Below are 16,118 nucleotides of genomic sequence, written 5' to 3' on the forward strand. Positions count from 1 at the left end.
TTTTATTTTTATAGACTACTGCATTTACAGGTCCGCCTATCATAGTAAAGTATACCGATTACGGACCTAAAATGCAATATATCATGTTATAGAATGAAGATTACTCTTCTGAAGAACCTTTACCGCTTTTAGCGATAATTTCTTCTTGAACTGACTTAGGAACAGCTTCGTAGTGGTCAAATACCATTGTAAATGTACCACGTCCTTGTGATGCTGAACGAAGTGTTGTTGCGTAACCGAACATTTCTGATAGAGGAATGAATCCTTTAACGATTTGTGCGTTACCACGAGCAACAGTTCCTTCAATGCTACCACGACGAGCGCTAAAGTGTCCCATAACGTCTCCTAGGTACTCTTCTGGAACTGTAACTTCTACAGCCATCATAGGTTCTAGGATTACTGGGTTAGCTTTCTTAGCAGCGTTACGCAATGCTAGAGAAGCAGCTACCTTAAATGCTGTCTCAGAAGAGTCAACATCATGGTAAGATCCGTCGAATAGACGAGCTTTAACGTCAACTAATGGATATCCAGCAAGAACACCGTTTTCCATTGAGTCTTTCAATCCTGCTTCAACAGCTGGGATGTATTCACGAGGAACAACCCCACCAACGATAGCATTCTCGAATGCGAATCCAGCTCCTTCTTCGTTTGGTGTGAACTCGATCCATACGTGACCGAATTGTCCTTTACCACCAGACTGACGAACGAATTTACCTTCAGCTTCAACGCTTGTTTTGAACGTTTCACGGTAAGATACTTGAGGCGCACCTACAGTAGCTTCTACCTTGAATTCACGTTTCAAACGGTCAACGATGATGTCCAAGTGCAACTCACCCATACCAGCGATAACAGTTTGACCTGTTTCTGGGTTAGATGATGCACGGAAAGTAGGATCTTCTTCAGATAATTTTTGTAAAGCAGTACCCATTTTATCTTGGTCAGCTTTTGATTTAGGCTCAATAGCAACTTCGATAACAGGCTCAGGGAATTCCATTGATTCTAGGATAACTGGACGTTTTTCGTCACACAATGTGTCACCAGTACCAGTATCTTTCAATCCAACAGCTGCTGCGATATCTCCAGAGAATACTTCAGGAATTTCTTCACGGCTGTTAGCATGCATTTGCAAGATACGACCAACGCGTTCACGTTTGCCTTTAGTTGCATTTTGAATGTAAGAACCAGATTGTAATGTTCCAGCGTAAACACGGAAGAATGTTAGACGACCTACGAATGGGTCAGTCATAACTTTAAATGCAAGAGCTGCAAATGGTTCGTTATCGTCAGCATGAACGTCGATAACATTTTCTGCGTCTCCAGGTTCGAAACCTTTAATAGCAGGTACGTCTGTTGGAGCTGGTAGGTAGTCAATCGCTGCATCAAGCATCAACTGAACACCTTTGTTTTTAAATGCTGAACCACAAAGTACAGGGTAGAATTCTACGTTAACTGTTGCTTTACGAATAGCAGCTTTAAGTTCTGGAATAGAGATTTCTTCACCTTCAAGGTATCTTTCCATTAACTCTTCGTCTGTTTCCGCTACAGCTTCAATTAGTTTTGTATGCCATTCTTCAGCGATTTCTCTGTATTCTTCAGGAATTGCTTCCTCGTGGTAGTCAGTTCCGTCTTCTGAATCATAGATTTCAGCTTGCATTTCCACTAGGTCAATGATCCCTGTAAATGTATCTTCAGATCCAATTGGCAATTGAATTGGATGAGCGTTAGCTTGTAGACGTTCATGAAGCGTACCAACTGAGTACAAGAAGTCAGCACCAGTTTTGTCCATTTTGTTAATGAAAACAATACGAGGTACTCCATAAGTAGTTGCTTGGCGCCATACTGTTTCAGTTTGAGGTTCAACCCCAGACTGAGCATCTAGCAATGCAACCGCACCATCAAGAACACGTAATGAACGTTCTACTTCTACAGTAAAGTCCACGTGTCCAGGTGTATCGATGATGTTTACGCGATGACCTTTCCACTGAGCTGTTGTAGCAGCAGAAGTAATTGTAATACCACGTTCTTGTTCCTGTTCCATCCAGTCCATTTGTGCCCCACCATCGTGAGTTTCACCAATTTTATGGATTTTACCAGTATAGTACAGAATACGCTCAGTAGTCGTTGTTTTACCAGCGTCAATATGAGCCATGATTCCGATATTTCTTGTGTTTTCAAGAGTAAATTCTCTTTTTGTCATCTGCTTCGTACACCTCTTTCTTTGTATTTATTTAATAAGTAAGAACAGCTGACGCTGCTCTTATCTTATGCACATTATGTAAGACAATCTTACCAACGGTAGTGAGCGAAAGCTCTGTTAGCGTCTGCCATTTTATGTGTTTCTTCACGTTTCTTAACTGATGCTCCTGTGTTGTTTGCAGCATCCATGATTTCTTTAGCTAATCTTTCTTCCATGGTATCTTCACCACGTAGACGAGAGTAGTTAACTAACCAACGTAGACCTAATGCTTGACGACGTTCTGGACGAACTTCGATAGGTACTTGATAGTTTGAACCCCCTACACGACGAGCTTTTACTTCAAGAACAGGCATGATGTTTTTCATAGCTAGTTCGAAAGTTTCTAATGGGTTATTACCAGTAGATTCATTAATGATGTCAAATGCGTTATACAGAATAGTTGCTGCTTTTCCACGTTTACCATCAACCATAAGACGGTTAATTGTGCGAGTTACCAATTTAGAATTGTAAATCGGATCTGGCATTACTTCGCGTTTTGCGACTGGACCTTTACGAGGCATTCTGACTCCTCCTTCCTCAGTTTTCAATTTTAGTTTTAAGTGTTGAGTTTATAGACTCAATTATTTTTTAGGTTTTTTAGCACCGTATTTAGAACGTGATTGCATACGGCCGTTTACACCAGCTGTATCCAAAGCACCACGTACGATATGGTAACGAACACCCGCCAAGTCTTTTACACGTCCACCACGAATAAGAACAACACTATGTTCTTGTAGGTTATGGCCGATACCAGGAATGTAAGCTGTCACTTCTAAAAGGTTAGACAAACGTACACGCGCATATTTACGCAAAGCCGAGTTAGGCTTTCTTGGAGTCATTGTACCAACACGAGTACAAACACCACGTTTTTGAGGTGAGTTAGTGTTTGTTGGAGCTTTCTTGAAACTGTTATATCCTCTTCCTAGAGCAGGAGACTTAGATTTTTCAATCGCAGATTTACGAGGTTTACGAACTAATTGATTAATTGTAGGCATTTAATGTTTCCTCCTTCCTTAACAGGTTGTTCTTGGTCCACACATCCAGGTGGTCCATTTATTTGCAAAAAATAATAAATCGAATATTTCTTCGATTTTTTAAGCACTGTGCTGTTATACAATCAGTCAGCACGACTGAAATTCTTTTCAGGAATCTGTGTATAAAAGCACCTTTGAAATAATAACATGAAAATTCGTATTCGTCAACAGTTTAGACGAAAGTTTTTTAAAACGGAAATAAATCTCTTTTGCGGATTGTATATATGAAGGAGTGAAATAGATGAAATTAAGAAAAGCCATATCTGTAAAAACATTCGAATCTCTCAATCGCCGCATGTCATTTAAGGCTCACGATCAATTCCGTTTTACTAATAGCCAGCTCGGTTCTTCTGGCGAATTTAACTTTGGTAAGTACCTTTTGAATCAGTCTTTTGATTATCTCGCCATTTATGACTCTGAATTTGAAGCCACCCTATGCCCACAGCTTGATTTTATTGTGGTGACATGGGATATGATTTATCTTTATGATATCAAAAACTTTAGCGGTAATTACTATTATGAAGATGGGGAATTCTTTACATCGCAAAAAAAGAAAATACGCAGTCCCTTTATTCAGCTAGACCGCGCCTATGAAACATTAGATATTTTGTTAAGAAATGCTGGTATTCAGTTTCCCATTACGAAACGGCTAATATTCATTAATCCTGAATTTCAGTTGTACGGTAACAGTGATGCGTTGCCACTCGTCACTCACGCTCAACTTAATCGCCATTTTCAATCAATTAAGAATCGATCTCGTAAACTTGACCAACGGCATCACGCTATCGCTGATTACATTGAAAGTAGGCGTTATGAGAAAGATTTTTATGATATCGGTATTTTTTATAGCTACGATCGTTTAAAAAAAGGTGTCTGGTGCTGCGATTGTGTCTGCCAAGCTCTTGTGTCTAGTCATCGGCACTTTCTCTGTCCGGCTTGTCGGCGCTATTATACTAAGACAGAGGCTGTGATGCATTGCCTTTATGAGTTTCGGTTGTTGTTTCCTGAAAAAAAGATCACTTCTGTTCTATTACGGGATTGGTGTGGTCATACTGTTTCGCTAGAGACCACAAGAAAGGTGCTGTCCCGCTATAGCGGCTGAGAAAGCAACTTCAGTTCGATATTTTGTGACGAAGTTGGTTGAAAGCCTGATTTTTCCAACTTCAGGCTTTTTTTGAGAGCTGAAGTTGGTTTTAGCTTCAAAAATCAAAAACCCACCCAAACCGAAACGATTTGGGTGGGGTTACTACTTCATATTAATGGTCGTCGTGCGGACGCATTGTTGGGAACAATAGGATGTCACGAATCGATTGGCTATCAGTAATGAGCATCACCATACGGTCGATACCAATTCCTAGTCCACCAGTTGGCGGCATACCATGCTCTAGTGCTTCAAGGAATTCTTCATCCACACCATGAGCTTCGTCGTTACCTTGTTCTTTTTCTTTCGCTTGCGCTTCAAAACGCTCTCTTTGATCGATTGGGTCTGTTAATTCGGTAAAGGCATTACCGTATTCTTTACCCATGATAAAGAATTCAAAGCGGTCAGTAAAGCGGCCGTCTTTTTCGTTTTTACGTGCTAAAGGCGAAATGGCTGTTGGGTGACCATAGATAAAGGTTGGTTGAACCAGTTTATCTTCAACAAACTCTTCAAAGAATTCATTGATAACATGTCCAACTGTCATATGCTCTGTAACTTGGACATTGTGGTCTTTCGCTAATTGGCGAGCTGCTTCGTCTGTCATTTCAGCCCAGAAATCAACACCAGTTTCTGCCTTAATCGCATCAACCATATGGATGCGTGCATAAGGACCAGCCATGTTTAGTTCTTGGCCGTTGTAAGAAATAGTTGTAGTTCCTTTTACTTTTTCAATAACCGTTGAGAAAATTCCTTCTACTAGGTTCATAACATCTTGGTAATCAGTGTAAGCTGTATAAAGTTCTAGCATAGTGAACTCTGGGTTATGCGTTGTATCGATTCCTTCATTACGGAAGACGCGACCAATTTCATAAACTTTTTCCATACCACCGATAACCAAACGTTTTAGATGCAGCTCCAATGCAATACGCATGTAAAGTTCCATATCTAAAGCGTTATGGTGAGTGATAAATGGACGTGCACTTGCGCCACCTGCCATTGTGTGTAACACAGGTGTTTCAACTTCTAAATAGCCTAAGCCATTTAAGTAAGTACGGATTTCAGTAATAATTTTACTACGGCTAACAAAGCGCTCGAAGCTATCTTCATTACTAATTAAGTCTAAGTAACGTTGACGATATTTTTGTTCCACATTTGTTAGGCCATGGTATTTATCTGGTAGAGGTTTTAATGCTTTTGTTAAATGAACAAATTGGCTTGGTTTCACCGTTACTTCACCGGTATTGGTTTTCATAACTGTTCCAACAACACCAACAATATCACCTAAGTCAGCTTGTTTGAAAATCTCATAGTCAGCTTCGCCTACCTCGTCTTTACGAACGTAAATTTGAATACGGCCTTGGCTATCTTGTAAGTGGGCAAAGCCAACTTTACCTTTTCCACGTTTTGTTACAATTCGTCCTGCAATGGAAACTGAGATTTCTTGCTCGTCAATTTCTTCTTTTGTTAAACTGTCGTATGTCTCATGCAATTCTTGTGACAAGTGTGTGCGGTTAAAACCACTATGGAATGGTTCTACACCTGACTCACGCAAATTTTGCATTTTTTCGCGACGAACGATCAATTGGTCATTCAATTCTTCAGAATGTTTTTCTTGACTCAATGAGGTCACTCCGTTCTGTTCCTATCAATATTCTGTCTTATCTATCTTGCCAAGAAACACGTTAAAATGCAAGGTTTCTTGAACATTTTATTCCTTTGTTTTTAATTAGAAATTAAAAACGTCTCAAACATTCTACCACCTTCGAGCTTGTAATAAAAGGGAAAGATGGTAGCCGTTAAAAAACACAAGCTCGAAAGCTTGTGTTTTTTAGTAGTCGCCATTTGAAATGGTGACTACTTTTTTGCCACTTCCTAGCCGTTTAGCAATTTCAATGGCGCCGGCGATAGCCGCACCACTGGCAGGGCCTAATAGCAACCCTTCGAGACGGGCTAAATCTTGGGTTGTTTGATGAACTTCTTCTAAGCTCACCCGAACAACGCCATTGTATAAGGTTTGATCTAAAAGTGGCGAGAGGTAGTCACCGCTCATACCACTAATTGATACACGTCCAGTGTCATCATTACTCAACAAAGCGGCTTGATTACTTTCAACAGCATACAACTCTACATTAGGGTTAACAGAACGCAAATAACGGCCAACGCCCGTCAATGTCCCGCCTGTCCCTGCCGTTGCAACAAAGGCATCTGGCGAATGACCATCAAAGGCATCCACAATTTCTGGCCCCGTCATCCCTTCGTGAACTGCCGTGTTCGCAAGATTACTGTACTGATTCAAATAAAAGTAACCCTCTTGTTGACTCAAGTCACGTGCTGCTTTAATAGCACCCTCAATTCCCTCTTCCGCTGGGGTTTCGATGATTTCTGCATCGTAATAAGCGAGTTTTTCACTAAAATCTTGACTACTTCCTGCTGGCATCATCAAAATTGAGCGGTAGCCTTTAGATGATGCTAACATCGCTAATGATAGACTAGCATTGCCATCGGTTACTTCTACAACCGTATCCGATGGGCTAATACGACCTTGTTCTTCTGCAACTTCTAAGATATTAAGAACAACTCGGTCTTTGATACTGCGCCCTACATTAAGAGATTCCAGCTTCACATAGACGTCGGCTGCACCTTGTGGGACAAGCTTGGTTAATTTAAATAGCGGTGTTTCTCCAATTAGTTCTGAAATATGGTTAACGACTTTCTTCATTCGTTTTCCTCCATTCTACTTGATGAGATACCCTTTATTTTTGAATGTCTACTAATAGTTCAGTTAATTCTTCCTCTGAGTAGTGGTACTTTTCGCCACAGAATTGACAGATGACTTCTGCACCTTTATCTTCTTTGATAATTGCCTCTAATTCTTCTTTTCCTACTGCTGCAAGACCATCTTTAAAGCGATCATGCGAACAATCACATTTAAATTGTACCGGCATTTTTTCAACAAAGCGAATATTTTCCTTGCCTAAAATACGCTCTAGAACTTCTTCTGGTGTCACACCTTTTTCCATTAAGCGAGAAACAAGCGGCATATCCGCTAGATTTTTCTCAATGGATGTGATCGCTGCTTCACTGGCTCCAGGTAATACTTGAATCATAAAACCGCCAGCGATTTTGATAGAATCATCGGTATCAACTAAAACACTTAGTCCAACTGCTGAAGGAATTTGTTCAGAGTTCGCCATATAATAAGTGAAATCTTCACCTAATTCGCCACTCACTAATGGGACTTGACCGGTAAATGGTTCTTTTAATCCTAGGTCCTTAATGACAGTTAGTAAGCCTTCTGTTCCAACAACGCCACGAACATCTAACTTGCCATTTCCATTTAAAGGTAAGCTAACATGTGGGTTAGTGATATAGCCTTTCACATCTCCTTGACCATTAGCATCAACAATAATGCGGCCACCAACACCATTCCCATTAACAATCACTGACATTTTTTGCTCTGCCTTTAATCCAGTTGTTGCGATTAAAATCGACCCAACCATTGTACGGCCTAATGCTGCTGAAGATGCGCTCCATGTATCATGACGACGTTGCGCTTCGCCTACTGTTTCTGTTGCATCAACGGCATAAACACGGAACTGCCCCTCATATGCTAATCCTTTTACTAAATAATCTGACATTTAATATCCTCCCACGATGGTCTATTTTTCTATTCTCTTCCATTTTACTATAGCTTGTCCAAAAACCAAACGAGACAACTTATAAAGTCAAAAACAGAGCAGGATAGTCCCACTCTGTTTCTTTCTTATTCTTCTGAGTCTTTATCTGATTCTTTTTCTTCACGCTCATCTGCCCAGTTTGAGAAGTAGTCGCCCTCTTCGTTTTCTAAGTGGTCTTCTTTCTCTTTTTGAGCTTGCTCACGCTCCGCTTCTTTCTTCTCTAGAGCACGTTTTGCGTCCTCATAAGAAGCTGCCTTTTCACTTGGATATTCAGTTGCCTCATTTTCAGCAGGCATTCTACCTGTTTCAAATAGACTCTTGATTGTTTTCTCATCCAAGGTTTCAAGTTCAAGCAGTTTTTCAGCAATCAAGTTTAATTGTTCGCGGTGGTCATTAATAATTTGTCGTGCTCTATCATGAGCTTCACCCATCATACGACGCACTTCTGAGTCGATTTGATAAGCAATATCTTCTGAATAAGAACGGGTATTACCATAATCACGGCCAACAAAAACTTGTTGATTCCCTTCGTATTGAACAGTTCCTAGGCGTTCGCTCATACCGTATTCTGTTACCATACTACGGACAAGGGCTGTCGCCTGTTCGAAGTCATTACTTGCTCCAGTTGTTTGAACATTGAAGACAATTTCTTCAGCCAAACGTCCACCCAGCAAACCAACAACTTGTTCAAACATTTCATTTTTAGTCATTAAGAAGCGATCTTCTTTAGGAAGCATAATCGCATATCCACCAGCACGTCCACGTGGCACAATCGTTACTTTATGAACCGTACGTGCATCGCTTAGTACCATACCAACAACCGTATGTCCCGCTTCATGGTAAGCAACCATTTCACGTTCTTTTTTACTGATCGCTTTGTCTTTCTTAGCTGGACCAGCAATCACACGGTCATGCGCTTCATCAATGTCTAAGGCGTCAATTTTAACTTTATCACGACGGGCAGCTACTAGCGCTGCTTCGTTTAGTAAGTTTTCTAGATCTGCACCAGAGAAACCTGGTGTTTGTTGTGCAACAACTTTTAAGTCAACGTCATTTGCCAATGGTTTGTTACGCGCATGAACTTTCAAAATTGCTTCACGGCCTTTAACATCTGGACGACCGACTAAAATTTGACGGTCAAAACGACCTGGACGAAGTAATGCCGGATCGAGAACGTCTGAACGGTTTGTTGCAGCGATAACAATAATACCCTCACTACCCGAAAATCCGTCCATTTCAACTAATAATTGGTTAAGGGTTTGTTCACGTTCGTCGTGCCCGCCACCCATGCCAGCACCACGTTGACGACCAACTGCATCAATTTCATCAATAAAGATAATGGCTGGTGCAGCTTTTTTAGCACTTTCAAACAAGTCACGAACGCGACTTGCACCGACCCCAACGAACATCTCTACGAATTCAGAACCTGAAATCGAGAAGAATGGCACCCCTGCTTCACCGGCAACAGCTTTAGCAAGTAATGTTTTCCCCGTCCCTGGAGGTCCTTCTAATAGAACACCAGCTGGAATACGAGCGCCAAGAGCAGTAAAACGTCTTGGATCTTTTAAGAACTCAACAACTTCAACTAATTCTTGTTTTTCTTCTTCTGCACCTGCGACATCAGAGAAACGAACTTTAACGTTTTTCTTCGAAACGTCTTCTGCCTTTGTTTTACCAAAGTTCATAACGTTTCTTCCACCGCCACCTTGTCCACCGCCTTGTCCCATCATCATATACATGAAGAAGACGAAGATAATTAAAGGCAAGATGCTAAATAGAATACTAATCCAAGCACCTGATTGGTCTTGTTCGACAATCGTAACGTCTGTATTTGCTACGGCAGCTAATTCACCGATTTGTGCAAGGGTTGAGTCATTTGGCAATACTGTCGAACGGAATGCTGTTGTTGTTAAGTTCTGCTCATTGAACAACAACAAATCGTTTGATGAAGAACTACTCTCAACTGTTTTTTCTTCACGGTATTCTCCGACGATTTCCCAAACGCCTGCGCCTGGCTGCATGCTGAATTCTTTCACTTCTTCATTTTCTAAAGCTGTGACAAATTCAGTTGTAGTAATAGTTTGGCTTGACTGGTTCCCGACTCCTCGTGTCATCATGGTTACGACTGCGATGACTGCCAGGAAGATTAGAATCCAAAAGCCACTGCTTTTGAGAAAATTATTCTTTTTCATTTGACCCTCCCTGTCAGATAGTATGCCTTTTGGGCTTATATCCTTTTTTCTCTTATAATGCGATAGTTAATTAATGTATCTTAAATATGATACCATATCTGACCATCTTTCACTATCTCTTTTATTGGTAAATCTCTTCTTTTAAAACACCGATATAAGGCAAATTACGGTATTTTTCAATGTAATCTAAGCCATAGCCAACCACAAATTCATTTGGTACATGAATGCCCACATAATCCGCTTCTAAATCAACCGCACGGCGTTCTTTCTTATCTAATAAGGTTACCACTTTAATTGATTTTGCTTTACGGTGACGGAAGATTTCAATAAGGTAGCTCAATGTACGACCTGTATCGATGATATCTTCAACAATTAATAGGTCACGACCTTCTACTGATGTATCTAAATCTTTAAGAATTTTAACATCACCACTTGATTCAATCGCTGCACCGTAGCTTGTAACATCCATAAAATCTAATTCCAAATCACAGTCCATAGCACGAGATAAGTCCGTCATAAACATGATGGCACCCTTCAAAACACCAATCATTAGTGGATTTTTACCTGCGTATTCTTTTGTTAGAACGGCACCTAATTCTTGCGTTGCCTGTCTAATTTCTTCTTCTGTATACAATACTTCTTTAATATCTGGATGGATCACATCTTCACCTCATCGTTATTTTCAAATACCAGTATTAGGTACTCGTTATTTTCTTGATTCATTTGCTGTTGGCTAGCTTCAGTCAGTAAAACTGACGTGGCATAACCCATAAGCCATAATACTGTTCCATTTGCATCGCAAACCACTTGCGCTCGTTGCCGTTCTTCTTTTGGAACTTTACGGTCAACAAATAATCTCGCAATTTTTTTAGTAAAGGGGTGTTTCGGATTAAGCTGTATCTTATCGCCTGGCTGCCAAGGGCGAACCATTAGCGGCAACTGAACATCAGCCTGTTTAAAGACAAAGCTGACTTGATTTAATTCTGCTCTTTCTAAATCATCATTACTAAATAAAAACAATCCTATTTTACCATTAATCTCTAATTCTAACCATTGATTTAGTTTAAGTTCTTTATAAATGGGCATTTTTTTATGTTCTTTCTCATTTTCAGCACTTCCCCTATGGAAGTAAATGACATTATAGCGTTTTTTAAGCTGAAGACCGCCTAGATTTAATTCGCCTTGAGCCAGGTCAGATTGAATAAATGCTAGGACAGTCGGGAGATGCTTCTTACTGATGAAAATAGACTCTTTTGGACCGATTGTTTCAAAAAAATAAGTTAACACTAGCCGTTGTAGTGCCGGTGTCTCCTCAATAAACAGCAATCGATCTAACTGCCAACCATCTTCATTCGTTTGAAACAAGCGAGCAAAGTGAGTTGTTAATAGCGGGCTTAACAGCTCTTCAATATCTTGTAGCTGTTGGGAAAAGGCTTGAAAATGCTGGCTCGCTTGTTGATTTTCCTGTTTAATAAGCGGAAGAAGTTGATGGCGATAACGATTCCTTGTATAAGCCATACTTTGGTTGGTCTCATCTTCCTGATAAGGCACCCCATTGTCATGACAATAACGGTAGAGCTCGTTTTTTTCATAACTTAGCAGTGGCCGGATAAGCCGCCCATTTCCAAAAGGCCGAACCGCCTTCATCCCACTATAACCACTCAAAGTGCTCCCTCGTGTCAGCTTCATTAGAATGGTTTCCATCTGGTCATCCGCATGATGAGCCGTCAATAGACAACTCGCTTGTCGCTCCTCCATTTGCTCTTCAAAAAATTGATAGCGCACATGACGCGCAGCTTCTTCCCAATTACTGTTTGGATGCTCGCTTTGGTGCCAGTGTCTAACATGACACGGCAACTGATGGAGCTGACAATAAGTCTCAAGCAATTTTAAATCACCATCTGCTGACTCCCGTAAATGATGGTGAACATGTACGACTTCTACTTGTGGACCACCTTCCTCAGCTAATCTGCGAATAACATCTAGTAATGCCATGGAATCAACGCCTGCTGAGACTGCAACAAGGACAACATCTGATGGTAGCCAATAGTGATTCTTTTCATTGTCGCTAGCAATACGCTGCATTAACTTATCCATCTTCTGTCCTCCTTATTTAATAAAATAAAGAGAGGCAGAACGAATGGTCCAAATGACTGTTCGTTCAACCCCTCTTTTTATCAGCCTATTAGCTACGTCTTCCGCCTCGGCCGCCTCGTTTACCTTCAGTATTGCGTTTCAACGATGTTAAGCGATCATCACTATCTTTTAGGAATGCGCTCATCAAATTGTCAAAACTATCTTTTTTGCTTTCTTGCCCTTGAGAAAAACGGTCTCCTCTAGCGTTGTTATCTCTGCTATATGACGTTGTTTTTCTAGGAGCAGGAGCAGGAGCAGAACTACGTTGGCTAGGTTTATACTCACGTTGAGGTCGGGAAACTTCTTCGGTTTTCTCTTCTGCCTTACGAATTGACAACCCAATTTTCCCATCATCTGCTATCGATAAAATTTTAACTTTTACTTCGTCTCCAACAGTTAATACTTCATTAATGTCCTTAATATAACTATCAGAAATTTCACTGATATGAACAAGTCCTGTTTTCTTCTCACCTAAATCGATAAATGCACCAAAATTTGTAATACCTGTTACTTTTCCTGATATAATGCTACCAACCTCAATTGACATAAAAAAAAGTTTCCTCCTTAAGTTTTGTATGCTAATTATAGCATGTTATCCATTATAAATACAGTTGGTTGTCACCAGCGAAGCGCTTTATTCCGCTGATTTCTCCTCGGATATTTCTTTTTCGGCTGCTTTGCTACGATTATCTTCAGGCAAGCTGAAAATAAGTTCGCCATCTTTACTCAAGTAATAACGACTCCTAGCTAGCTTAGCCACATATTCATCATCCTGCAGCAACCCAACTTGAACCTTCAAGTTTTGATTTTCTTCTGCCAATGTAACATTAATTTCTTTTGTCTCCGCTATTTTCCCATCCAAGGAACGAATCTCAAATAAATTCTTGACCACATTGATGCCTAAAGGAACCACCATCAACAAACCTACAATCATAATCGCTAGCAGTCTTCTTCTTGCTTTTCTTTGAAGATTTGTAGAAATTTGTTTTTTTAAGGTTTGCTCTTGTGTGTATGTATTTTTAATTTGAGTAATATTTTGTGTCTTGCCTTGAGTTTTGGCTTGTTTAAAAAACATATGCCAGCCTCCTCATCTGTTTTCTACTATAGCTATGGCCAATTTTATCATATGATTACAGTATAGAAGAAAAGGAAATAAATGTCACGATGAACTTTTACTAATCTTCTTCTGTATGAGCCGTTTCACTCACAATCGTATACATATCTTGCGCTTCATCTTTTTTAGTCGTATCTAAAATTTTATCAATCCGAACGACCAATGTCTTGTTACCAAACTGCAAGGTTAGCTCATCGTCCACTTTTACATTGGCACCTGATTTGGCTTGCTTACCGTTAATGAAGACACGGCCCTTATCAGCAACTTCCTTAGCAACACTACGGCGTTTGATAATACGGGAGACTTTTAAAAATTTATCTAATCTCATTATTTTCCCTCATCTCTTTTTCTTTTCGTTTAATCGCTTGCCACATATCATCAATATCTTGAATGGTATTGACTACATAACCATCAAACACATGCGGATGACGACGGCGTAACTTTTTATTTAGTGTATCTAGTATGTCAGCCATTGTAAAGCGTGATTCCAACTTAGCATAACCAGCATGATAGAAGACTTGCAAAAGAATGTCTCCTAACTCCTCAACCAAGTTGTCTTGGTCATTATTTGCAATAGCTACAGCCACTTCCTCTGCTTCTTCCATTAAATAAGGCAATAAGCTCTCGTGGGTTTGCTCTCTTGCCCACATATCTTTTTCTAAAATCTCATCCATATAAGATTGGGTTGTCGTAAAACGTTTGGTTTGAGCATCACGCTCTAGAGCTGGTAAATAAAGAAGGTCTCCTATAATCTGGTTGCTTTCACTATCTTTTACAGTCAGCCACTGGAGGTTATCAGAAATGATCGCCAAACGGTAATCATCAGGATAATCACTTAGCTTTTTCACATCGAATGGTTCATCACATTGAATAATAACATGACTAGACTGGTCAAGCTGCTTAATTGAAAGAGAAGAACTTTTTAGAAGTTGGAGACCATCAAATGGATCAATTCCTAATTTTTGGCAGAGCTGGTTGATGTCCCGTTTATTTTCTATCATCCTTTGACTCCTTTTTTCAATAATTTCTTTCCGAATGGGAGTGATAGCCATTCTCTAATTGTAAAGAGCTGAACTCTTAAGATATAAACAACAAATACGATAACACCGATTACTACGGTTAATAACGCAACGATACTTGCTTGGCTGCGAGAATCTGATTGGAATAACAAACTGGTCAGCACCCACTTAGTCATAACGGCGGTTATATACAACATTCCAGCACCACCCACTAATTTTAGTAGAAAGTGGTCGGTTCTCCACAATTGTGTCATGGATAACGATAACTTACTCGCTAAGAATATAGCCATGATGACTAACCCCGTCAAGGTTGCTATACTTGCCCCCAGCGTTCCCAAGCTGCTAACTAACCAACTATTCAACGCTAATTTCACCACTAGCCCAATCGCCAGTGCATATAAGGTTAGACGGTATTGGTTTTCACTTTGTAAAATGGAGTGAAAAGCCATGACTAATGAGGCTGCAGCAATAGCCATCACATAAATCGCCAACACCACTTGTCCGCTCCGGTCTCCAAATAACATCTGATTCACTTCTGGAAGAATAGCCAGTAAGCCAACAGTCGCTGCAAGCGATAGTGTTAGCGTAATCCGAATCAGTGATTTGGCTGCATATTGAAAACGATCAGCTTGTCTACTGACAAAGGCTTGAGTTAACATCGGTATAAAACTAGCGGAAAAACCTGTCCCCACTACCATCCCCAATTGAACAAGAGGCTGCCCTCTATCGTAAATCCCTTTTAATGACTTAGCAGTATCCGCATCGATACCACTTTCAACCAATCCTTTATAGAGAGAAAAGGAATCAATGAGTTGAAATAAGACTAAAATGGATGTTAAAAGGCAGATCGTCAAGCCCTCTGTCGCATAGCGCTTCGTTAATTGGAACAAGCCTTTTCTTACCGATTGCGACTTGCTAGCTAATAATAAGGGGTGGTCATTTTTCTTAGCCGCCATTAATAGGACAACTAAAGCTAACGCAGCTCCCCAACTTGCCCCACTCATAGCCGATGCTCCCATGGCATATAAGTCAGTCCCCGTTTGGGTAAACCAATAAGCGGCAATTAAAATAACGACAACACGAACTAACTGCTCCGTAACTTGAGAAATGGCAGTTGGTTCCATTCGATAAGTCCCTTGAAAATATCCTCTTAATGTCGCTAATAGTGGCATAAATAAAAACATCCAGGACACCGATTGAATAATCGGTATCAATTGACTATCTCCCATTAAAGCTGCAATCGGGCTAGCAAATAGATATATGCCCATAAATACGAGCGCTGAAAAAGTGGATAAAATAAGCAAACTCTGTTTCATAAGTCGCTGGTGGTCTAATGGGTCAACTGCTTCTGCTATTGCCTTAGAGAAAAAGACAGGAAACCCTGATAAAGCAAACGTCATCCCAATCCCATAAATCGGATAAACTTGTTGGTAAACATAAAAACCCGTATTGCCTACCATATTTTGAAACGGAACACGGTAAACAGCACTCAAAATTTTGGCAACGAGTGATGCCACCGAAAGCAAAACTGCACCATTCATCATTGATTTTAGTTGTTTATTTTTCATA

Annotated in this window: 15 protein-coding genes; 1 reads left to right on the forward strand and 14 read right to left on the reverse strand. The window is 40.2% G+C overall.

The genetic code is table 11. The features are described from left to right. Positions 1 to 100: 100 nt before the first annotated feature. The 3 genes from fusA to rpsL form a co-directional block, all read right to left on the reverse strand. Positions 101 to 2,197, reverse strand: a complete 2,097-nt coding sequence (gene fusA, locus G7057_RS02985) for an elongation factor G (protein WP_166161210.1) — start codon at positions 2,195 to 2,197, stop codon at positions 101 to 103. An 89-nt stretch (positions 2,198 to 2,286) separates the two neighbouring features. Continuing rightward, positions 2,287 to 2,757, reverse strand: a complete 471-nt coding sequence (gene rpsG / locus G7057_RS02990; protein WP_076768483.1) for a 30S ribosomal protein S7 — start codon at positions 2,755 to 2,757, stop codon at positions 2,287 to 2,289. A gap of 60 nt (positions 2,758 to 2,817) precedes the next feature. Further along, positions 2,818 to 3,231 (reverse strand): 30S ribosomal protein S12, encoded by a 414-nt coding sequence (rpsL, locus tag G7057_RS02995; protein WP_076768482.1) that lies wholly within the window; start codon positions 3,229 to 3,231, stop codon positions 2,818 to 2,820. A 280-nt stretch (positions 3,232 to 3,511) separates the two neighbouring features. On the opposite strand from rpsL, the gene G7057_RS03000 reads away from it, so the two are divergent. Then, a complete protein-coding gene (locus tag G7057_RS03000; RefSeq protein WP_166161212.1) occupies positions 3,512 to 4,372 on the forward strand; it encodes a nuclease-related domain-containing protein in 861 nt (286 codons plus the stop codon). Between the two features lie 154 nt (positions 4,373 to 4,526). Here the strand turns inward: G7057_RS03000 and lysS are convergent, their stop codons facing one another. From lysS to G7057_RS03055, 11 genes are all read right to left on the reverse strand, one after another. Next, the gene (gene lysS, locus G7057_RS03005; RefSeq protein ID WP_405002640.1) at positions 4,527 to 6,041 is read right to left on the reverse strand and encodes a lysine--tRNA ligase; all 1,515 of its coding nucleotides are present in this window, start codon (positions 6,039 to 6,041) and stop codon (positions 4,527 to 4,529) included. Positions 6,042 to 6,239: 198 nt separating this feature from the next. After that, complete coding sequence (locus G7057_RS03010; RefSeq protein WP_166161214.1) at positions 6,240 to 7,130, reverse strand: PLP-dependent cysteine synthase family protein; 891 nt, start codon at positions 7,128 to 7,130, stop codon at positions 6,240 to 6,242. A gap of 34 nt (positions 7,131 to 7,164) precedes the next feature. Beyond that, the gene (gene hslO, locus G7057_RS03015; RefSeq protein WP_166161216.1) at positions 7,165 to 8,049 is read right to left on the reverse strand and encodes an Hsp33 family molecular chaperone HslO; all 885 of its coding nucleotides are present in this window, start codon (positions 8,047 to 8,049) and stop codon (positions 7,165 to 7,167) included. A 125-nt stretch (positions 8,050 to 8,174) separates the two neighbouring features. Then, on the reverse strand, positions 8,175 to 10,280 hold the full coding sequence (gene ftsH / locus G7057_RS03020) for an ATP-dependent zinc metalloprotease FtsH (RefSeq protein ID WP_166161218.1): 2,106 nt from the start codon (positions 10,278 to 10,280) through the stop codon (positions 8,175 to 8,177). A gap of 121 nt (positions 10,281 to 10,401) precedes the next feature. Further along, positions 10,402 to 10,941, reverse strand: coding sequence for a hypoxanthine phosphoribosyltransferase (hpt, locus tag G7057_RS03025; RefSeq protein WP_166161220.1), 540 nt, complete (start codon positions 10,939 to 10,941; stop codon positions 10,402 to 10,404). Beyond that, complete coding sequence (gene tilS, locus G7057_RS03030; protein WP_166161222.1) at positions 10,938 to 12,377, reverse strand: tRNA lysidine(34) synthetase TilS; 1,440 nt, start codon at positions 12,375 to 12,377, stop codon at positions 10,938 to 10,940. Before tilS ends, hpt begins: the two co-directional genes overlap by 4 nt. Before the next feature lie 88 nt (positions 12,378 to 12,465). Next, entirely contained in the window at positions 12,466 to 12,963 is a 498-nt protein-coding gene (locus tag G7057_RS03035) for a S1 domain-containing RNA-binding protein (protein WP_076768474.1), read from the reverse strand. A gap of 87 nt (positions 12,964 to 13,050) precedes the next feature. Next, a complete protein-coding gene (locus tag G7057_RS03040) occupies positions 13,051 to 13,491 on the reverse strand; it encodes an FtsB family cell division protein (protein WP_166161224.1) in 441 nt (146 codons plus the stop codon). A gap of 100 nt (positions 13,492 to 13,591) precedes the next feature. Next, entirely contained in the window at positions 13,592 to 13,858 is a 267-nt protein-coding gene (locus G7057_RS03045; RefSeq protein WP_166161226.1) for an RNA-binding S4 domain-containing protein, read from the reverse strand. After that, positions 13,845 to 14,531 carry a MazG nucleotide pyrophosphohydrolase domain-containing protein gene (locus G7057_RS03050; RefSeq protein ID WP_166161228.1) on the reverse strand — a complete coding sequence of 229 codons (687 nt, stop codon included), beginning with the start codon at positions 14,529 to 14,531 and terminating at the stop codon, positions 13,845 to 13,847. The genes G7057_RS03045 and G7057_RS03050 overlap by 14 nt, the downstream gene beginning before the upstream one ends. Continuing rightward, a complete protein-coding gene (locus G7057_RS03055; RefSeq protein WP_166161230.1) occupies positions 14,528 to 16,117 on the reverse strand; it encodes a putative polysaccharide biosynthesis protein in 1,590 nt (529 codons plus the stop codon). The genes G7057_RS03050 and G7057_RS03055 overlap by 4 nt, the downstream gene beginning before the upstream one ends. Position 16,118 lies beyond the last annotated feature (1 nt).

This window comes from Jeotgalibaca arthritidis (assembly GCF_011100465.1).
GTDB classification, from domain to species: Bacteria; Bacillota; Bacilli; order Lactobacillales; family Aerococcaceae; genus Jeotgalibaca; species Jeotgalibaca arthritidis.